Origin of the sequence: Rhodococcus sp. C-2 (genome assembly GCF_027854095.1) — a bacterium.
Taxonomy (GTDB): Bacteria; Actinomycetota; Actinomycetes; order Mycobacteriales; family Mycobacteriaceae; genus Rhodococcus_F; species Rhodococcus_F qingshengii.
In genome coordinates this window covers 190,759-209,382 of record NZ_JAQGFI010000014.1, presented here as the reverse complement: position 1 = coordinate 209,382, position 18,624 = coordinate 190,759, and the positions used below count along the sequence as shown (strand labels likewise).

General features: G+C 64.6%; 18 protein-coding genes and 1 pseudogene. 6 read left to right on the top strand and 13 right to left on the bottom strand.

Annotated elements, in window-relative coordinates:
- The 4 genes and pseudogenes from PCS43_RS27345 to sucB form a co-directional block, all read right to left on the bottom strand.
- Window positions 1-101: pseudogene (locus tag PCS43_RS27345) on the bottom strand (lipoyl synthase); the annotation flags it as partial.
- 51 nt (window positions 102-152) lie between these two features.
- Window positions 153-914, bottom strand: coding sequence for a lipoyl(octanoyl) transferase LipB (lipB, locus tag PCS43_RS27340; RefSeq protein ID WP_003941602.1), 762 nt, complete (start codon window positions 912-914; stop codon window positions 153-155).
- A 29-nt stretch (window positions 915-943) separates the two neighbouring features.
- Window positions 944-1,831, bottom strand: coding sequence for a TIGR01777 family oxidoreductase (locus PCS43_RS27335; RefSeq protein WP_073512209.1), 888 nt, complete (start codon window positions 1,829-1,831; stop codon window positions 944-946).
- Between the two features lie 120 nt (window positions 1,832-1,951).
- Window positions 1,952-3,715 carry a 2-oxoglutarate dehydrogenase, E2 component, dihydrolipoamide succinyltransferase gene (gene sucB, locus PCS43_RS27330; protein ID WP_073512230.1) on the bottom strand — a complete coding sequence of 588 codons (1,764 nt, stop codon included), beginning with the start codon at window positions 3,713-3,715 and terminating at the stop codon, window positions 1,952-1,954.
- Between the two features lie 364 nt (window positions 3,716-4,079).
- Between sucB and PCS43_RS27325 the strand changes: the two genes are divergently transcribed.
- The gene (locus tag PCS43_RS27325; RefSeq protein ID WP_065456602.1) at window positions 4,080-4,430 is read left to right on the top strand and encodes an oxidoreductase; all 351 of its coding nucleotides are present in this window, start codon (window positions 4,080-4,082) and stop codon (window positions 4,428-4,430) included.
- Window positions 4,431-4,485: 55 nt separating this feature from the next.
- Here PCS43_RS27325 and PCS43_RS27320 read toward each other — a convergent pair whose 3' ends face one another.
- Window positions 4,486-6,003, bottom strand: a complete 1,518-nt coding sequence (locus PCS43_RS27320; protein WP_019748919.1) for a leucyl aminopeptidase — start codon at window positions 6,001-6,003, stop codon at window positions 4,486-4,488.
- Between the two features lie 158 nt (window positions 6,004-6,161).
- Here PCS43_RS27320 and gcvT point away from each other — a divergent pair, with 158 nt between their 5' ends.
- Both gcvT and PCS43_RS27310 read left to right on the top strand, forming a co-directional pair.
- On the top strand, window positions 6,162-7,262 hold the full coding sequence (gcvT, locus tag PCS43_RS27315; RefSeq protein WP_019748918.1) for a glycine cleavage system aminomethyltransferase GcvT: 1,101 nt from the start codon (window positions 6,162-6,164) through the stop codon (window positions 7,260-7,262).
- Between the two features lie 32 nt (window positions 7,263-7,294).
- On the top strand, window positions 7,295-8,398 hold the full coding sequence (locus PCS43_RS27310; protein WP_003941766.1) for a branched-chain amino acid aminotransferase: 1,104 nt from the start codon (window positions 7,295-7,297) through the stop codon (window positions 8,396-8,398).
- Here PCS43_RS27310 and PCS43_RS27305 read toward each other — a convergent pair.
- The 7 genes from PCS43_RS27305 to PCS43_RS27275 all read right to left on the bottom strand — a co-directional run bounded on the left by PCS43_RS27305 (window position 8,392) and on the right by PCS43_RS27275 (window position 13,500).
- Window positions 8,392-9,213, bottom strand: coding sequence for a dienelactone hydrolase family protein (locus PCS43_RS27305; RefSeq protein ID WP_030537052.1), 822 nt, complete (start codon window positions 9,211-9,213; stop codon window positions 8,392-8,394). The two genes, PCS43_RS27310 and PCS43_RS27305, sit on opposite strands and share 7 nt — an antisense overlap.
- Before the next feature lie 124 nt (window positions 9,214-9,337).
- Complete coding sequence (locus PCS43_RS27300; protein ID WP_270923139.1) at window positions 9,338-9,442, bottom strand: hypothetical protein; 105 nt, start codon at window positions 9,440-9,442, stop codon at window positions 9,338-9,340.
- A gap of 39 nt (window positions 9,443-9,481) precedes the next feature.
- Window positions 9,482-10,009: a GlxA family transcriptional regulator gene (locus tag PCS43_RS27295; RefSeq protein WP_270923138.1), complete on the bottom strand. Its 528-nt coding sequence runs from the start codon at window positions 10,007-10,009 to the stop codon at window positions 9,482-9,484.
- Between the two features lie 305 nt (window positions 10,010-10,314).
- Complete coding sequence (locus tag PCS43_RS27290) at window positions 10,315-11,082, bottom strand: adenosylcobinamide-GDP ribazoletransferase (protein ID WP_080572302.1); 768 nt, start codon at window positions 11,080-11,082, stop codon at window positions 10,315-10,317.
- A 2-nt stretch (window positions 11,083-11,084) separates the two neighbouring features.
- A complete protein-coding gene (gene cobT, locus PCS43_RS27285; protein WP_047270132.1) occupies window positions 11,085-12,230 on the bottom strand; it encodes a nicotinate-nucleotide--dimethylbenzimidazole phosphoribosyltransferase in 1,146 nt (381 codons plus the stop codon).
- Between the two features lie 23 nt (window positions 12,231-12,253).
- Window positions 12,254-12,841, bottom strand: coding sequence for a bifunctional adenosylcobinamide kinase/adenosylcobinamide-phosphate guanylyltransferase (gene cobU, locus PCS43_RS27280; RefSeq protein WP_019748913.1), 588 nt, complete (start codon window positions 12,839-12,841; stop codon window positions 12,254-12,256).
- Between the two features lie 2 nt (window positions 12,842-12,843).
- Complete coding sequence (locus PCS43_RS27275) at window positions 12,844-13,500, bottom strand: DUF3043 domain-containing protein (RefSeq protein ID WP_007730051.1); 657 nt, start codon at window positions 13,498-13,500, stop codon at window positions 12,844-12,846.
- A 134-nt stretch (window positions 13,501-13,634) separates the two neighbouring features.
- Here PCS43_RS27275 and PCS43_RS27270 point away from each other — a divergent pair, with 134 nt between their 5' ends.
- The 3 genes from PCS43_RS27270 to PCS43_RS27260 all read left to right on the top strand — a co-directional run bounded on the left by PCS43_RS27270 (window position 13,635) and on the right by PCS43_RS27260 (window position 16,377).
- Window positions 13,635-14,702 carry a glycerate kinase family protein gene (locus PCS43_RS27270; protein ID WP_050655816.1) on the top strand — a complete coding sequence of 356 codons (1,068 nt, stop codon included), beginning with the start codon at window positions 13,635-13,637 and terminating at the stop codon, window positions 14,700-14,702.
- A gap of 150 nt (window positions 14,703-14,852) precedes the next feature.
- A complete protein-coding gene (locus PCS43_RS27265; RefSeq protein ID WP_007730053.1) occupies window positions 14,853-15,203 on the top strand; it encodes a HesB/IscA family protein in 351 nt (116 codons plus the stop codon).
- 196 nt (window positions 15,204-15,399) lie between these two features.
- Window positions 15,400-16,377 carry a carbohydrate kinase family protein gene (locus PCS43_RS27260; RefSeq protein WP_003941700.1) on the top strand — a complete coding sequence of 326 codons (978 nt, stop codon included), beginning with the start codon at window positions 15,400-15,402 and terminating at the stop codon, window positions 16,375-16,377.
- A gap of 63 nt (window positions 16,378-16,440) precedes the next feature.
- Here the strand turns inward: PCS43_RS27260 and asnB are convergent, their stop codons facing one another.
- Window positions 16,441-18,366, bottom strand: coding sequence for an asparagine synthase (glutamine-hydrolyzing) (gene asnB, locus PCS43_RS27255; protein WP_073512211.1), 1,926 nt, complete (start codon window positions 18,364-18,366; stop codon window positions 16,441-16,443).
- Window positions 18,367-18,624: the final 258 nt, after the last annotated feature.

Sequence of the window (18,624 nt, the reverse complement as noted above, 5' to 3'; positions counted from 1 at the left end):
TTTGCTCGGGTCTTGATCCAGTTGGGTTTGCGTTCGATGGGCGTCTCCGCGTTTCGGATCTCGAGACGGAGCAGCTTACGTCCTTCTGGGGCGATAGTCACGACAGTGATCCTACGCCCGGTGATTACTGCAACGGGGTTCGGGCGAGCCCGTCAGCTGTACTGAACGGTAGTAAAAGTCGGAGTAGGCGAGGCGCTTTCGAAGGTGACGCGCTCGACGTTCCGTTCGGTGACGGGCATGGTTCCGTCGAGAGCAGCGATCACTGCCTCGGTCACAGCGGGAGTGACTTCGTCCACGGTGACGTCGCGACCGAGTTCATGCGACAGCGTCGTGACCCCGGCGTCACGGATGCCGCAGGGAATGATGTTGTCGAATCCGGTCAGGACCGAATTGCAGTTCAGGGAGAAGCCGTGCAGTGCCACGCCCCGTTGGACGCGCACTCCGATGGCAGAAACCTTGCGCTCGGGCTTCCATTGCCCGTTTGCGAGTTCGGCAGGCAGCCAGACGCCGGAGCGGCCGTCGATGCGCCCGCAGTTCAGGCCGAGGTCCGTGCACACCGTGATCAGTGCTTCCTCGATGCGTCGGACATACCGCACCACGTCGATGGGCTCGGCCAGTTTCACGATCGGATATCCCACCAGCTGGCCGGGGCCGTGCCAGGTGATCTTCCCGCCGCGGTCGACGTCGATGACAGGCGTGCCGTCGACGGGACGATCTTCGGGTTCCGTGCGTCGTCCTGCCGTGTACACCGGCGGGTGTTCGAGGAGCAGTAGCGTGTCCGGTCCGATGTCGTCCGCCCGCGCTGCCGCGAGCTCACGCTGGCGGTCCCACGCGGCGTTGTAGTCGATCGAACCGAGTTGCTCGACGGCGATCGGCAGTTTCGAGAACCGGGCGGAAACGGCAGCGCTGCTCATGGACGTAGAGATTACGCCCGACTTCGGAATCAACCGAGTGCGGCCGCCAGCGCTTCGCCGATCGTGTTGTGGCGGAAAGAGAATCCCGCCTTTTCCAAAGCTGCGGGAATGGCGCGCTGGCCACCGAGGATGCCGCTCTTGGCGAATTCTCCGATCAACGCTTCGAGTGCGAACCCGGGAACGATCCAGGGAGCCGGGCGGTGGACCGCACGGGACATGGCGTCATTGAACTGGGCATTGGTGACAGGGGCCGGACCGGTCAGGTTGACGGGACCGGAGAGTTCGGAATTCGTGAGCGCGAACTTGATCGCGTCGCACTCGTCCTCGAGTGAGATCCACGGAAAGTACTGGCGACCGTTGCCCAGTCGCCCGCCGAGGCCGAACGAATAAAGGCGCCGAAGCCGACCGAGCATGCCCCCATGAGGTGAAATCACGACGCCGGACCGCAGATTGACGACGCGGGCACCCGCCGCACGCGCCGGTGCGGTGGCAAGTTCCCAATCGCGACACGTCGTGGCGAGAAAGTCGGTGCCTGCCGGCGAATCCTCGTCGACGATCTTGTCGCCGGTGTCGCCGTAATAGCCGACGGCGCTCGCGTTGGCGAGGACGGGAACCTTCTGACTCGCGACCGCTTCGGCCAAGACGTCGGTCGCGACGATGCGGCTGTCACGGATCGCTTGCTTGTAGGAACCCGACCACCGTTTGTCACCGATGCCGACGCCGCAGAGGTTCACGACGGCGTCGGCGCCCTGCAGGACGGAGAGGTCCAGACGGTCGTGGTCCGGGTCCCAACGCGATTCGTCGGGGCCGGCGGTCGAGCGTCGCACCAGACGCACCACGTCGTGGTTGTCGGAGCGCAACGATGACACCAAGGCCGTTCCGATCAAACCGGACGAGCCGGCGATGACTACTCGCATTCGGAAAGCCTCCTTCGATTCAGCGTGCTTCGATATCCGAACGTATATCTCCGACCGTACTGAAAAAACCGGGGCGCCACCTCCTCATGGAGATGACGCCCCGGCCGGCCGAGCAGTTGCTTACAGGCCCAGATCAGCTTCGAACGAGGCTTCTTCCAACCGCTGCTTCACAGTGGTGAGGAATCGGCCGGCGTCGGCGCCGTCGACCAGACGGTGATCGTAGGTCAGCGGCAAGTAGATCATCGAGCGAACGCCGATGGACTCGTTGCCGTTCTCGTCGGTGACCACCATCGGGCGCTTGACGATCGCGCCGGTTCCGAGCATGGCCGCCTGCGGCGGTACCAGGATCGGGGTGTCGAACAGCGCGCCCTGGCTGCCGATGTTGGTGATGGTGAAGGTGCCACCCGAGAGCTCGTCCGGCTTCAGGCCACCCGAGCGTGCACGCTTGGCGATGTCGGCGATGGCGCGGGCCAAGCCGGCCAGGCCGAGATCGCCGGCGTTGTGGATGACGGGGGAGAGCAAGCCCTGATCGGTGTCCACTGCGATGCCGAGGTGCTCAGCGTCGTAGTAGGTGATCTGCTTGGCAGCCTCATCGTAGCTGGCGTTGATGTTCGGGTGCGACTTCAGCGCCTCGACGACTGCCTTGGCGAAGAACGGAAGGAACGTCAGGTTGACGCCTTCGCGCTCGATGAAGCCAGCCTTGGCACGGGCCCGCAGGGCGACGATCTTGGTGACGTCCACCTCGAAGGTCTGCGTGAGCTGAGCGGTGTTCTGCAGCGACTCACGTGTCTTGGTGGCCGTGATCTGCCGAATACGGTTGGCCTTCTGCGTGGTTCCACGCAGGTGTGCCAGTTCGGGTCGGACGCCTGCGGCTGCGGTGGCGGCCGGTGCGGCCGCGGGTGCTGCAGCAGCAGGAGCGGCGGCGGGAGCCTTCTTGGCCTCCGCAGCGGCGAGCACATCCTGCTTGCGGATGCGGCCGCCGACGCCGGTGCCGGTGACGGTCGCGAGGTCGACGCCGTTGTCCGTGGCGAGCTTGCGCACGAGCGGGGTGACGTACGGGCTGCTGTCACCGGACGCTGCGGGGGCAGCCGCCGGTGCGGGAGCCGCAGCAGGCTTCGGAGCGGGTGCGGCCGGTGCGGCGGCAGGCTTGGGTGCTTCAGCCTTGGGTGCTTCGGCCTTCGGAGCTTCGGCCTTCGGAGCTACGGCCTTGGGGGCAGGGGGTGCTGCCGGTGCTGCGGGAGCGGCCTTGGGTGCCGGAGCCGCGGCGGGTGCGCCGGAGCCGACGACGGCCAGCTGGCCACCGATCTCGACGGTGTCGTCTTCCTGCGCATTGATCTCGAGCAGGATTCCGGCGACGGGGGACGGGATCTCTGTGTCGACCTTGTCGGTCGAGACTTCGAGCAGCGCCTCGTCGACGGCAACCTCGTCGCCGACAGCCTTGAGCCAACGGGTGACGGTGCCTTCGGTGACGGACTCGCCGAGGGCGGGCATCGTCACGGCGGTACCTTCAGCGGAACCGCTCGAAGCGGCGGGTGCCTCGGCAGCGGGAGCTTCTTCAGCGGGAGCTTCGGCAGCCGGCGCTTCCTCGGCGGGAGCTTCCTCGGCGGCGGGGCCGGGTGCCTCTGCCGCGGGTGCTGCGGCTTCGCCGGCTTCACCGATCTGGGCGAGCTCGCCACCGATTTCCACGGTGTCGTCTTCCTGCGCGACGATCTTGGTCAGGACGCCGGCGACGGGAGACGGAATCTCGGTGTCGACCTTGTCCGTGGAGACTTCGAGCAAGGGTTCGTCGACTTCGACCGTGTCTCCTTCCTGCTTGAGCCACCGTGTGACAGTTCCCTCGGTGACGCTCTCACCTAGGGCTGGCATCTGGACGGAGAAGGCCATGTCTTTTGACTCCTCGACAGTTGTGTTCGGGTTGTTGAATTTTGTCGACTTGTGGTCGTAATGCATTGTGCTCGAGTGGCGCGCGACGTGCGGCTACTTGTAGCTATTTTGCCGATGTCGACGCGCGGGCGCGGCGTCACCGTCGTTCATCTTTCCATTGATACGCCGGGCGTGTCCGATGAGGGGGATGCCGTCCGTTTCGGGTGTGTCGGCTACTGGCGAGTAGGTATGCGTCGGGGGTCGGGCTGTAACGTCGTAAGCGGACCAAACGGTATGTCGTGCGCAGGCACAACGGACATCGCCTGGCAAACTTGACATATCGCCGGGGTGCATCCGCGGCGTCGGTACCGAGGAGGGTACGACCGTGGGACTGTTCGATCGTTTCAAGCGTCCGCCGAGTGCGGCTCAGGCCGCAGCGCAAAGTGATGCGGATCATCTGGCGAATTGGGCGCACTCGCACGAAGGCGTCGAGGCCTATGTGGAACCGCAGACGACGGTGACCGAGGTGACCGTCGTCCTGGTTGCGAAGGACGGGGAGTGGACTCGTCGTCGTGTCGGCGGCGAACGTGGTGCCCGCAAATTGGGACAAGACCTGAAGATCCCGGTCTACGACGTCCGAAAAACGGGATATCCGCAGCGTATGCGCGATCACGACGAACGTAGGCGAATCGAACGCAAGCGGGCCCGAGAGCAGGAATTGCGCGACGGCGCCTGAACTGCTGTGCGCCTTTATTGACCGCGGGGGGTTAATAAAGGCGCACAGCAAGGGGTCAGCCGTTTACCGCGATGTCCTCCAGGACCGAGATCATCGTGCGAACGGGAACGCCGGTACCGCCCTTGCCGGTGTAACCCCACGGCCCTGACGTGTTGTAGGCCGGCCCCGCGACGTCGATGTGCGCCCACTGGACACCCTCGGGAACGAATTCCTTGAGGTAGTGAGCTGCGACCAGCATGCCGCCCCAGCGGTGCGGGGTGACATTGGCCATGTCGGCGACCTTGGAGTCGAGATCTCCGCGCAATTCCTCCGGCAGCGGCATGGCCCAGCCGTTCTCGCCGACGCTCTGCGAGATGGAGGCGACGCGGTCACGGAACTCGTCGGTGCCCATGACTCCGGGGGTGCGGTTGCCGAGCGCGACCATCTGCGCACCGGTCAGGGTGGCGGTGTCGATCATGTAGTCGGGATCGTCCTCACCCGCGCGAACCATCGCGTCGGCAAGAATCAAACGGCCCTCGGCGTCGGTGTTGACGACCTCGATGGTGATTCCGCCGTACTGGGTCAGCACGTCGCCGGGACGCTGCGCGGTCGCGGACGGCATGTTCTCGGCCATCGGTACGTATGCGACGACGTTGACGGGCAGGCCGAGCTTGGCGGCAAGCACGACGGTGGAGATGACGGCTGCGGCGCCGCCCATGTCCGAGGTCATGTTCTCCATCCCGGCGGCGGGCTTGATGGAGATTCCGCCGGTGTCGAAGGTGATGCCCTTACCCACCAGTGCGACCTTGCGGGCACCACGCTTCTTCGACGCGTATTCGAGGCGGACGAGACGCGGCTGGCGTGACGAGCCCTTGCCGACGCCGATGATTCCGCCGTAGCCACCCTTCTCGAGTGCCTTCTCGTCGAGAACCTGGACGGTGAGCCCGGCCTCGACGCCCAGTGCCTTCGCGCGCGCGGCGAACTCGGCGGGGTAGAGGTGGCTCGGGGGAGTGTTGACGAACTCGCGTGCGGTGGCGACGGCCTCGGCGATGGCAGCCGACCGTGCCAGCGTCGCTTTGGTCTCCTTCGTGCGCGGCGACGGCACCAGAAGTTCGACGCGGGCCAGTGGCTGCGAATCGGGACCGGGAGCCGTCATGGACGACTTGAATTCGGTGAAGCTGTACGCGCCCAACGCAAATCCCTCGGCGGCTGCACCGAGGTCGAGGATCGAGAGCGTGGTTGCGACGGTGTCGATGCCGGACAACGAGCGAGCTGCGGCGCCGGCGGACTTACGGATCTGCTCGCTGCCGAGCTTGTCGGCAGAGCCGAGTCCGACGGCGAGAACGCTGGTGACCGACAGTTCGCTCGGTGCCGGGACACGAGTGAGCTGCTCGGGCTTGCCCGTGGCGCCGACGGCGATGAGGCTGTCGAGGATCTCGGCGAGTACGTCTTCGGCGACGATGCCTTCGCTGAGTGCGATTTCGGGGCCGTCCGGACCCGACGTCAGACCGACGACCAGTATCTCTGCGCGCTTGGCGACTGTGCCGGCGAGAACGAGGTCGGGTCCCAACGATCGGGCTGTGCGAGTGCTCAAGGTGTCTCCTGTGAGGTGAGTGTGCGATGCGTCCGGTTCTGGCGGATGCCTGAGTCGATGTTAGGCCCTTTGCAGTTTGCGGACGGGCGATCGTCACGGCCGGGTGAGCTCTCGCTGCGGACATGTTTCGATCGGCGAAGTCCGATAGGTTGTGGGCCATGACCGACGAACAACTGTTGCAGGGCCCGATCCACCCCGTCCACGTCGAACTCGGCGCGACGTTCGCGCCGTTCGGGGGGTGGCAGATGCCGGTTTCGTACGCCGGCGTCGTGGCCGAACACACCTCTGTGCGTGAGAATGTCGGACTCTTCGACGTCAGTCACCTCGGCAAGGCCGTCGTGCGTGGCGCGGGCGCCGCGGAATTCGTGAACTCCGCACTGACCAACGACCTGAACAAGATCGGGCCGGGTAAGGCTCAGTACACGTTGTGCTGCAACGAGTCCGGTGGTGTCATCGACGACCTCATTGCGTACTACGTCAGCGACGACGAGATCTTCCTCGTCCCGAACGCAGCCAATACCGCGGACGTCGTTGCGGCTCTGGTCGCTGTGGCACCGGATGGAATCACCGTCGAGGATCAGCATCGTGCCTACGGTGTGCTGGCTGTGCAGGGTCCGAAATCGGTGGCGGTTCTGACCGCTCTGGGACTTCCCACCGAGATCGAGTACATGGCGTACGAAGATGCGGAATGGAACGGCGTGCCTGTTCGTGTGTGCCGCAGCGGTTACACCGGTGAGGTCGGCTACGAACTCCTGCCGCGGTGGGAGGACAGCGAGCCGTTGTTCCGCGCGCTTCTCGAGGCAGTGCGCGCCGAGGGTGGGCAGGCCGCCGGACTCGGCGCCCGTGACACTCTTCGTACCGAGATGGGGTATCCGCTGCACGGGCATGAGCTTTCGCTCGAGATTTCTCCGCTCGAAGCGCGCTGCGGATGGGCGATCGGTTGGAAGAAGCCGACATTCTGGGGCAAAGAGACCTTGACCGACGAGAAGGCTGCCGGCCCGGCTCGCAAACTCTGGGGGATCAAGGCTCTCGATCGCGGCGTGCTTCGTGCCGGCCTCGGTGTTCTGCGTGACGGCGAGGCAATCGGCGAGACCACCTCGGGGACGTTTTCGCCCTCGCTCAAAGTGGGAATTGCGTTGGCGCTCCTCGATTCCGGTGCCAATGTCTCGGCCGGCGACGAGATCGAAGTCGACGTCCGTGGTCGTGCTCTTCGGTGCGTCGTGGTGTCTCCTCCGTTCGTGGAGACCAACACCAAGTAGAGAGCTTTTTCACGTTCGATAGGATTGCGCCCATGACAGGTGCCGCCGATTTCGTTCGTGTTCAGAGCTCGTCCCCGAAGTCCGACGCCGAGCGCCGTGACATTTTGGCGGCGCCCGGCTTCGGGCGGCACTTCACCGACCACATGGTCTCGATCGACTACACCGCGGGCAAGGGCTGGCACGACGCCCAGGTGTTGCCGTACGGAAACATCGAGCTCGATCCGGCCGCAATGGTTTTGCACTACGGACAGGCCATCTTCGAGGGCCTCAAGGCATACCGTCAGCCGGGTGGCGAGATCAGCTCGTTCCGCGTCGAGGCCAACGCCGAGCGTTTCGCGGCATCTGCGCGCCGTCTGGCCATGCCGGAGCTCCCGTCGCAGATGTTCATCGATTCCATCACCGAACTGATCGACGTCGATCTCGACTGGGTTCCCGCAGCCGGTGGCGAGGACGCGCTCTACCTCCGTCCGTTCATGTTCTCCACCGAAGCCGGACTCGGTGTCCGTCCCGCCGACGAGTACCGCTACCTGCTGATCGCCTCGCCTGCCGGTGCGTACTTCCCGCGCGGCGTCAAGCCGGTCAGTGTGTGGCTGTCCACCGAATACGTTCGCGCGGCCCCCGGTGGTACCGGCGCGGCCAAGTTCGCCGGCAACTACGCCGCTTCGCTCCTCGCCCAGGCGCAAGCCGCCGACGAGGGTTGCGACCAGGTAGTCTGGCTCGACGCCATCGAGCGCACGTACGTCGAGGAAATGGGTGGAATGAACCTGTTCTTCGTCTTCGGCTCGGGCCCCGACGCTCGCCTCGTGACGCCGTCGCTGTCCGGTTCGTTGCTGCCCGGCATCACGCGCAACTCGTTGCTCGCCCTTGCCGCCGATTCCGGTTTCGCCGTCGAGGAGCGCAAGATCAGCACCGACGAATGGCGCACCAAGTGCAAGAGCGGTGAAATCACCGAGGTCTTCGCTTGCGGCACAGCAGCAGTCATCACCCCCGTCGGACGCGTCAAGTCCGCCGAGGGCGAGTTCACCATCGCCGACGGCGAGCCGGGTGAGGTGACAATGGCACTGCGCGACACCCTCACGGGTATCCAGCGCGGAACCTTCGCCGACACCCACGGCTGGATGACGAAACTTCACTGATCGCTGGTTCGTTCCGCGAGCAATCGCTCCCGGAAGAACTGCAGAATCTCGTCTCGTGCGACGGTGGTGGGCGATCCCGCCTCGTCGACGAGATGAGCCGTCACCACGCTGTGTGGATTGGCAATGACGTGTTCGAAGAACGGCGACGTTGTCGCGTTGGCCGCTTCGTCGGGTAGTACCTTCCCGACGAAGCGCTCGCCCAAGGCCTTCGAATAGGCGGCGAATCGTTGTGCGCGGCAGAACGAGTCACCTCGAAAGCGGTATGCAAGCACCGTGAGGTCTTCGGCCTCGAGTCTCGAGCGCACGGCTTCGAGTTCTTCGGGCCCGCTGTCGGTTTCGTCCGGTCGATCGAGCGGTAACGACGGTTGGGCGAGAACCGGCGCGATGACCGAGGGTTCGAGCATCATCGACAACGCGAAGTTACCGGTGAAGCACATTCCGATCACGCCGACGCCAGGACCGCCGCTCTCCTCATGCGCCGAAGCGGCGAGTGAACGCAGCCAACGGACCGCCGGACTCGGTTCGTCGGCAGCGAGGGCGCGGAATTCTGCACTGACGCAGGCTCTCTTGAATACCGTCAGCCCCTCGTTCACTGTGGGGACCGCTCCGTCGCGGCCGAACAGTGACGGAACGAAGACCGTGAAACCGGCGTCGCGCACCCAGCGGGCGAATCGCGCTACATGCGGGCTGATGCCCGGCATCTCCGGCATGACGATTACTGCGGGACCGGTGCCGGCCACGTACACGGACTTCGCCACTGCGTCGATGGTGATCGTTCGACGGTCGAAGTCTTCGAGCGGATCGTCTTCGGTCATGCTCCGGTTCGGCACGGTGAGCCCTCCCAAGTAGTCGAAACAATTCCTCTGCACAGTCTTTCGGCGCGGGATCGACTACAGAAGAGGGCGGTTCGCCATGTTTTCGGGCGGGCTCGCCACGCACCTATCCCGCGCCGCCGTTGCGGAATCGCTTTCGGTAGTCGGCCGGGCTGATGCCGACGCGGTCGGTGAACAGGCGACGGAAGGTTCCAGGATCCTGATAGCCGATGTGCCCCAGGATCTTTCCGAGAGACCAGTCGGTCGATTCCTACAACCGTTTCGCTTTTCGGATCCGTGCACGCTGCAGATAACTGCGCGGCGATTCCCCGGTCTCGTCCTTGAACTTCCGAAGCATGGTTCGGGTGCTGAGGTGAAAAGCACTCGACAGCAGATCCAAGTCGTAAGGTTCCGCCATCCGTTCGACCAGCCACCTTCCGACGTCGTCGGCAAACTGTGTGTGTTTGGCGGGCAGCATCGAGTCGAGGATGTACGGAGCTTGACTGGTTCGGTTTTCGGGCGCCAGCGTAATTCTTGCGGTCGTACGCGCAATCTTGTCGCCGAGATGCTCGCGCACGAGTGCTGTTGCGAGGTCGAGCGCGGCGGTGAACGCAGCAGTGGTGGTGACGCCGTCGTCCTGGACGATCAACGAGTCGGTTCGAACCGTCGCACCGGGGTAACGACTTGCGAGGTCCGCACCGTACAGCCACGACGTCGTACATCGGCGTCCGTCGAGCAGTCCCGCCTCGCCCAGCAGATACGCGCCGACGCAGACCGACGACACCCGAACGCCGCGCACGCACGGATGAACTCGATTTCTCTGTCCCACAGCGACAAACGCGTCGCAGGGTCTTCGGACGGCACGAGTTCGAACCCCGGCACAACCAGGTGATCGATGTCGTGATGCCCCTCCTGCACGCCGAGCGAAAATCCACCTGCCGCAACGACGGGCGTGCCGGACGCTGCGATGACCGATACCTCGAAGGGGTCGGCGGGCGCTCCATCAGCGACGCGATTGGCGATCAGGAGAAGGTCGGTGAAAACGAAGATCTCGGCCGCGAGGCAACCTTCGTACGCAAGGACACCTACTCGCACGACGTCGGATCACAGTCCGAGAGTGAGGCCGACGGCCGTAAGCGTCACAGTGAGTTCGAGTGCGAATCCGAGAACGTCTCCGTTGAGTCCGCCGAATCTACGGACGCAGTGACGCACGCACAGCACACTGATCACCAGCGCCGACGCGGTCACGAGAGGGCCGAGCCACCACCGGTCGGTGGCAAAGCCGGAAGCGGCGATCAGCGGAACCGACCACACGATTGCGGCCCACAACGGTTGTGAATCGGCGACGAGCGCACCGAATCCGCTCGGGCCAGACGCGAGAATACCTCGGCGGCAGGCAAAAACGACGGCCACACGACCCGCAGCGACAGATACGAGAACGGCGATCCACTGCGTGGGGGAGTCGGCAACAGCGAGGACGCCGAAGGAGACCGATTGCAGCCCAAGGAAGATGAACAGCGCCGCGACCCCGAACGGTCCGGCACCGCCGCTGTGCATGACCTCGCGGGCGCGCTCCGGTGGACCGTAACAACCCAGTCCGTCGACGGAGTCTGCCAGTCCGTCCACGTGCATCCCGCGTGTCCCGAGAGCGAGCGCACCTACCGTCAGCAAGCCTGCGAGATAGGGATTCAGGCCGACACTGGTTGTGCCCCAGAGCAGAAACGTCGCGGCAATGCCGAGAGCGATCCCGGTGAGCGGAGCTGCCGCGATGGCGCGACGGCCGGCAGTTCGGTCGATGTCGGAGGGACCACGAACCGGAAGGACCGTCAGCCACGAGAAGGCCAGTGGTACTCCGGACAGCGGGCCCGCCACGCTCACTCCGCCGTATCGGTCTTGGTCAGGTCGATCGACTCGGGTTCGTCGACAGGTGCGCTGCCCTGAGTGCTGACACCGGCTTCGGAGAATGTCGCCATCTTGCCCAGGATTGCCACTGCGCCCTGAAGAATCGGGAGCGCTGTGACTGCGCCTGAACCTTCACCGAGACGCATGTCGAACTCGACGATCGGGTCGAGACCCATGCGGGTCAATGCGATGGTGTGGGCGGGTTCGGTGGAGCGGTGTCCGGCGACCCACCATTCACGTGCGCCGAAAGCCAGTTCGTCGGCAACCATGGCGGCTGCGGTGACCACTACGCCGTCGAGGATCACCGGCGTGCGACGCGAAGCTGCCTGGGCCAGAAAGCCGGCCATCGCGGCGAGGTCGGCACCCGAAGACGTGCGCAGCAGCGCGACTGTGTCGCGAACGTGCGGACGGGCACGCCGGAGAGCGTCGCGAATCGCTGCGGTCTTGCGGATCCATCCGGCGTCGTCGATACCGGTACCTCGACCCACGACCGCGACGGGTTCACTGTCCGTGAGTGCGGCGATGAGTACGGTTGCGGGCGTCGTATTGCCGATGCCCATGTCGCCGGCGATGAGAAGATCTGCACCCCCGTCGATTTCCTCGTCCGCGATCGCTCGGCCGGCGGCGATGGCCTGAAGGGTTTCCTCGTTCGACATGGCGTCTTCGCGGTCGATGGACCCGGAAGACCTGCGCACCTTGTGGTTCGAGACGGACGGATCGGTATCGCCGTCCACTGCGATGTCGACGACGCGTACCGTGGCGCCGGCAACCTCGGCGAGGACGTTGACTGCCGCGCCGCCCCCGAGGAAGTTGGCGACCATCTGTGCGGTCACTTCCGGCGGATAGGCGGAGACGCCGTTGCGGGCGATTCCGTGATCACCCGCGAACACGACGACGCGAGGCCGAGCGAAAGCGTGTGGGGGACAAACTCCTTGGCAGGCTGATGCCCAGCCGGCGAGAGCCTCCAGTCGGCCCAGCGAACCGGCCGGCTTGGTCAGATCACGCTGACGCGCATCGGCCTGCGCTCGCACCTCGCGGTCGGGCGGGGTGACGGGTTCGAAGTCGGCGCTACTGACTGGCGCGACGTCAGGGTTGGCATCTGGATTCGCCCCTGAAATGGCCCCTGGATTGGCCTCGGTACTCACATCGTGCCTTCCGGTTGTGCAGCAGTATCTTTCAAGATGAGCGGTAACCCTGCAACCACTAGTACGACACGATCGCACACCGCGGCGATACGAGCGTTGAGAGTGCCGATCTCGTCGCGGAACAATCGTCCGGACCGCGTCTCGGGGATGACGGCCAAACCCACTTCGGGGCTGACCAGCACCAGGTGTCCGCGGTAGTTCTCGACACTGGCGACCAGGCTGTCCGCCGCGGGCGTGACGGTGCCGCGCGGTGCGTCCCAGGCGCCTTGCCGATCGAGTTCCGCGGTCAGCCACGTTCCCAGATCGTCGACCAACGTCGCTGTGTGTGAATCGCTTTCGAGCTGCGCCGCGAGGTCACCGGCAGCTGCGGTTTCGACAGTCGACCAATGAGAAGGCCGTCTGTTGCGGTGCTGGTCGATCCGGCTTTCCCAGTCTGCGTCGGAGACATCACGTCTGGCTGTCGCCAGGTACCGGATCGGTGCCGAACTTTCGGGTAAGTGGCCTGCACAAACCAAATCCTCGGCGTGCGCGGACTTACCAGACCGCGCGCCGCCGAGGACTAAAGTTCTATACGTGTTCGTCACGCTCAGATTGCGTCGCCCGGCCCCACACGAGGCTTCGGTGCGCGCAGCTTACGGATCTGCGACGCGCGAACGAACGCGTACCAGCCGAGCTTGAATCCGCCGTCGGTGCTGTCGGGGAAGCGCTCGGCGACGCGGTTGTTGATCATGCGACCGAGCCAGATGCCTTCACCGACCATGAAGAGCATCATCACGAGCATTGCCAGCGTGACGATCTGCTGGAGTGCGGGCGTGACGAACATCGTCATGATGAGGATCAATGCGAGCGGCATGAACAGCCCGACGAGGTTGCGGCGAGCGTCGATGAAGTCACGGACGTAGGCGCGAACCGGTCCCTTGTCGCGGGGGAGCAGGTACTTGTCCTCGCCGGCGAGCATGCGGGCGCGGCGGTCTGCCGACGATGCGCGACGCTCGGCGGCTTCGGCCTTGCGGTCCTCCTTGGAGCCGCGGGTCGCCTTACGGCGGGCGCGGGCTTCCTTCGCGGTCAGCGGGGCAGGGGCAACGGGGCCACGCCTCTTCGCCTCGGCGTCACGACGCTTGGGTGTGGGGCGGCCCTTGCCCACCTGCTCGATGGGCGCCTCTTCGGAGGCCGAGGATGCCTCAGTGCCCTCGACGTCACGTTTGTCGGAGTTGTCTGAGTCACCGCGGCGTAGCAATTTCACACCTCCAGGCTATTGGATAAGTGCACGGTCTGGGAAACCGACCTCGGTCTTTCTGAAAAACCCGATCGCCCGAGGCACTGAAACGCGCGAGATCGTGAAACATCGGGGTCATTCGGGACTCTTAGACTTCGGCTATGCGGGTAATAGTTGCTCCAGATTCGTTTGGTGAGACGTTGACGGCCGTCGAGGCGGCTGAGTCCATTTCTGCCGGTTGGCGACGTGGCCGACCCGAAGACGACGTTGTCACCGCGCCACAATCCGACGGTGGGCCGGGTTTCGTCGACGTCTTGGCCACGGCTGGGGGCGACATCCGGACTGCACGGGTGTCCGGGCCTTTGACCGCCGCCGTCGACGCCACGTGGCTGTTCGATTCGGACACGGCGTACATCGAGTCCGCCGAGGCCGTCGGGCTCGGCCTGCTCGGAGGTCCGCCGACGCGGGACACTGCACTCGCCGCGCACAGTCTCGGTGTGGGAGAGCTGATCGCTGTCGCGCTCGAGGCAGGCGTGAAGACGGTTGTCGTCGGACTCGGTGGGAGTTGCTGCACCGACGGGGGACGTGGACTGGTGGAGGCGCTGGGCGGCCTGGAGGTTGCAGCGGCGGCTACGGCAGGCACTCAGTTGTTCGCCGCCACCGACGTCGAACACGTACTTCTCGGCGAGCACGGTGCGGCAGCGGTGTTCGGCCCGCAAAAGGGTGCCGACGCCGAAGCCGTCGCTGTCCTCGAAGCGCGGAACGCGAGATGGGCCGAACAGTTGGAGTCCGTCACCGGAAAACGAGTGTCGAATTTTCCGGGTGCCGGCGCCGCGGGTGGTATCGGTGCCGCGCTCTTTGCGCTCGGTGCACAGCGGCGATCCGGGGCCGACGTCGTCGCGGATCGCACCGGACAAGCCGCGCTACTGGCTTCCGCTGACCTGGTGATCACGGGCGAAGGCAAGTTCGACCACCAATCTCTGCGCGGCAAACTCGTCACAACCCTCGCTTCGGCGGGGGCAGCACACGGCGTTCCGACGCTCGTCTTTGCCGGCCAGGTGACGCTCGACGAGGCGGACTATGCGTCGACCTCGATAGTCGCGGCGAAGTCGGTGACGGATTTCGCCGGGTCGGTGGAACGTGCGATGGAGGAAGCGTCGGCGTGTCTCGAGGGACTCGCCGAACACACGGCACGCGAGTGGAACATCTGGCGCGGCGTCCGGAGCTGAGGATCCACAAGCGTCGACGCGCCGTTGCCGTGTCGGGAAGACCGGATAGGATGAAGACGAATCGCACCCGGTAAAGGACTGGCGGGAATAAGTCGGCAGCGGCGTACCGTTGAAGCGTTCACGGGTTGGTACGAACATTAGGGAGAGCCCATGACTGTGCAGAACGAGACCGCCACCCACGGCGTCAAGATGACCGAGGCCGCGTCCGCCAAGGCGAAGGCACTCTTCGATCAGGAGGGTCGCGACGACCTCGCGCTGCGTATTGCAGTGCAGCCCGGCGGCTGTGCCGGACTGAAGTACCAGCTGTTCTTCGACGACCGCACGCTCGACGGTGACCTCACTGTCGACTTCAACGGCGTCAATCTGGTTGTCGACCGGATGAGCGCGCCGTACGTCGAAGGTGCGTCCATCGACTTCCTCGACACCATCGAGCAGCAGGGCTTCTCGATCGACAACCCCAATGCAACAGGCTCCTGCGCCTGCGGTGACTCGTTCAACTGAGTCTGTCGATCACAACTCAATTCACGAACAACTGACGCGGAACCGACATTCGGTTTCGCGTCAGTTGTTTGTGGTGACTCGTACGTAGACCGTTCCGATCCGACAGCTCGGACGCCGATGACGGCGCTACGGGCGGTAACGTGAACTTTTGCTCCTCTTTCATTCTTGTACTCACTTCGCTGAAAGGCCACGATCCGTGACTATTGCGGTAACCGGTTCCATCGCCACCGACCACTTGATGCGCTTCCCCGGCCGCTTCGCCGATCAGCTCCTCGCCGATCAGCTCGCCCACGTTTCGCTGAGTTTCCTGGTCGACGATCTCGTGATTCGCCGCGGTGGTGTCGGCGGCAACATCGCTTACGCCATGGGCGTGCTCGGTGGGTCCCCGCTACTCGTCGGCGCAGTCGGTGCCGACTTCGCCGAGTACCGCACGTGGCTCGAGGACAACGGCGTCGACTGCAGCGCGGTCCGTATCTCGGACAAGGCACATACGGCGCGTTTCGTGTGCACCACCGACGAGGACATGGCGCAGATCGCGTCGTTCTACCCCGGTGCGATGAGCGAGGCTCGCGAGATCGAACTCGCGGCAGTGGCCAAGACTGCAGGCGCAGTCGAGTTGGTGCTGATCGGCGCCAACGACCCCGAGGCCATGGTTCGCCATACCGACGAATGCCGTCTGCTCGGGATTCCGTTCGCAGCGGATCCGTCGCAGCAGCTTGCCCGCCTGTCCGGTGACGAGGCCAAGGCGCTCATTCACGGCGCGAAGTACTTGTTCACCAACGAGTACGAGTGGGGTCTGCTTCAGCAGAAGACTGGTCTGAGCGAGGAAGAGATCCGCGCGCAGGTCGGCATCCGTGTCACCACCCTCGGCTCCAAGGGTGTGGAAATTGTTGACGCCGAAGGCAATTGGGTGCGCGTCGATGTAGTGCCCGAGACCGGCAAGGTGGATCCGACGGGCGTTGGTGACGGCTTCCGCGCCGGGTTCCTGCTCGCACACGGCGCCGGTCTGAGCTTCGAGCGTGCTGCACAGTTGGGATCTTTGGTCGCTGTGTTGATTCTCGAGACCGTGGGAACGCAGGAGTGGGTGTTCAATCGCGACGAGGCACTCAAGCGCCTTACCGACGCATACGGCAGCGCGGCAGCGGACGAGATCGCGACGATCCTGCCGAAGTAGGGCTCCGCCCCGTGAGTGGTTGAGGAGTTCGGAGACTCCCTAACCGCTCACGGGGCCGAAGGCCTAGATATTGACCGGGTACACCGGCTCCTGGATCTGCGGCACGATGCGCTTCTCCACGAAGATTCCGTGCCAGACCATGAAGGTCAGGACGGTCCACAGGCGTCGGCTGTGGTCGGACACGCCCTCGCGGTGATCGTTGAGCATCTTCACGACGGCCTGCTTGTCGAAGATGTGGTCGGTACCCGACTCCTCGATCTGCAGATGTGCCCAGTCGAAGAGTTCGGTGCCGCGCAGCCAATGGCGCAGGGGAACCGGGAATCCGAGCTTCGCACGGTGCAGAACATGGTGCGGCACAATGCCTTCCAGGGCCTGGCGCAGTGCGTACTTGGTCGTGTCCTTCGTGATCTTCTGATCGAGCGGTACGCGTGACGCGACGTCGAAGACCTCGGGATCGAGGAACGGCACACGCAGTTCCAGCGAGTTGGCCATCGTCATCTTGTCTGCCTTGACGAGGATGTCGCCGCGCAGCCAGGTGAACAGGTCGAGATGCTGCATCCGCGCAACCGGATCCCAGTCCCGTGACTGCGCGTAGATCGGCGCAGTGACGTCCTGGTGCGTCCACTCCGGACGGAAATCGCGCAGGACGGCGCGGAGCTGAGCGTCGTTGAAGCTACGAGCATTTCCGTAGTAGCGCTCCTCGAGGGTCAACGAACCGCGATTGAGCAGGCTCTTGCCGCGAGTGCCGTCCGGGATGCGTTCGGACAACTTGCCCGCGGCCCGACGCAGCCCCTTGGGGAGGTACTCGAAAGGCTTGAGCGACAACGGCTCACGGTAGATCGTGTAGCCGCCGAACAACTCGTCGGCACCCTCGCCGGACAGCACGACCTTGACGTGCTTGCGCGCTTCCTTCGCGATGAACCACAGCGGAATCAATGCCGGATCGGCTACCGGGTCGTCGAGGTACCAGACGATCTCGGGAATGGCAGCGGCGAACTCGGCGGGGGAGACCACCTTGACGACGTGCTTCGCGCCGATCGCTGCGGCAGATTCTGCAGCGACGTCGACCTCGGAATAGCCCTCACGTTCGAAACCGGTCGTGAAGGTGATCAGGTTGGGGTTGTGGCGCATCGCCAGCGCCGCGATCGCCGTGGAGTCGATACCGCCGGACAGGAACGAACCGACGGTGACGTCGGCACGCATGTGCTTGGCGACCGAATCCTCGAGTGCCTCGGCGATTTCCTGGTAGCGCGCCTTCTCGGTGCCAGGTGCAAAAGGCTTGGCCGGGAACTTCGGCGTGAAATACCGCGTGAACGTGGGCTCCTCGCCCGGACGCACCCGGGCGAAGCTGCCCGACTCCAGGCGGCGGATCTGCTTGTGCAGTGTTTCCGGCTCCGGTACGTACTGCAGAACGGTGTAGTGCTCGATGGCACGCGGATCCAGCTCGGTACCGATGCCGATCAGATCGGTGAGTTCGAGCAGGCTCTTCTTCTCGCTGCCGAACGCGGTGCCGCCGGCGCCGGTCGCGATGAACAGCGGCTTGATCCCGAACGGATCGCGCGCGATGAACAGCTCGCGTGTGTCGGTGTCCCAGATCGCGAACGCGAACATTCCGCGCAGGCGCCGGACCGCGTCCTCACCCCAGTAGTGGAATGCAGCGACGATGGCCTCGGAGTCGCCCTCGGTGAAGAACTCGGCGTCGTGGTCCTTGACCAGTTCGGCGCGGATCTCCAAGTAGTTGTAGATCTCGCCGTTGAACGTGAGCGCATAACGCTCCGGGTTCTCCGGTGGGCCCCAACGCAGCGGCTGGTGGGAATGAGCGATGTCGATGATCGCCAGGCGGTTGAACCCGAAGACGAGGTGATCGTCGTTCCACGTCCCGTGTTCGTCCGGCCCGCGGTGACGAAGGCAATGCATCGCCTGGTCGACCCGCGAGACGGCGTCCTCGCTGGTTCCGCCAGATGTCAGTAGCCCGAGCAGTCCACACACAGCGTCCGGTTCCTCGATTCAGAATTTTTGTACAGAAGGCTCCCGGACACGAGTGTCGGGGAGAGGTCAACGAACTCTTGACGAAAGTATGCCGCAGATCGACGTCCCTGCCGATCGCGGCGGAACGAATCGACGTGATGTGCGTCGCCGAAACGACCTGAGCCGTTCCTGAGCAGCACCTGAGAGAGCTGTGTGACGTCCGCCGCGACACGGGCGAGGACCCGAGGATGGATAGCGCCCGGCTTTGGTCTACGCTGC

Coding starts and splice junctions, on each gene's coding strand:
- lipB (WP_003941602.1), bottom strand. CDS start 914: ATGAGCAGCGCTGCCGTTTCCGCCCGGTTCTCGAAACTGCCGATCGCC.
- PCS43_RS27335 (WP_073512209.1), bottom strand. CDS start 1,831: ATGCGAGTAGTCATCGCCGGCTCGTCCGGTTTGATCGGAACGGCCTTG.
- sucB (WP_073512230.1), bottom strand. CDS start 3,715: ATGGCCTTCTCCGTCCAGATGCCAGCCCTAGGTGAGAGCGTCACCGAG.
- gcvT (WP_019748918.1), top strand. CDS start 6,162: ATGACCGACGAACAACTGTTGCAGGGCCCGATCCACCCCGTCCACGTC.
- PCS43_RS27310 (WP_003941766.1), top strand. CDS start 7,295: ATGACAGGTGCCGCCGATTTCGTTCGTGTTCAGAGCTCGTCCCCGAAG.
- PCS43_RS27305 (WP_030537052.1), bottom strand. CDS start 9,213: ATGACCGAAGACGATCCGCTCGAAGACTTCGACCGTCGAACGATCACC.
- PCS43_RS27270 (WP_050655816.1), top strand. CDS start 13,635: ATGCGGGTAATAGTTGCTCCAGATTCGTTTGGTGAGACGTTGACGGCC.
- PCS43_RS27265 (WP_007730053.1), top strand. CDS start 14,853: ATGACTGTGCAGAACGAGACCGCCACCCACGGCGTCAAGATGACCGAG.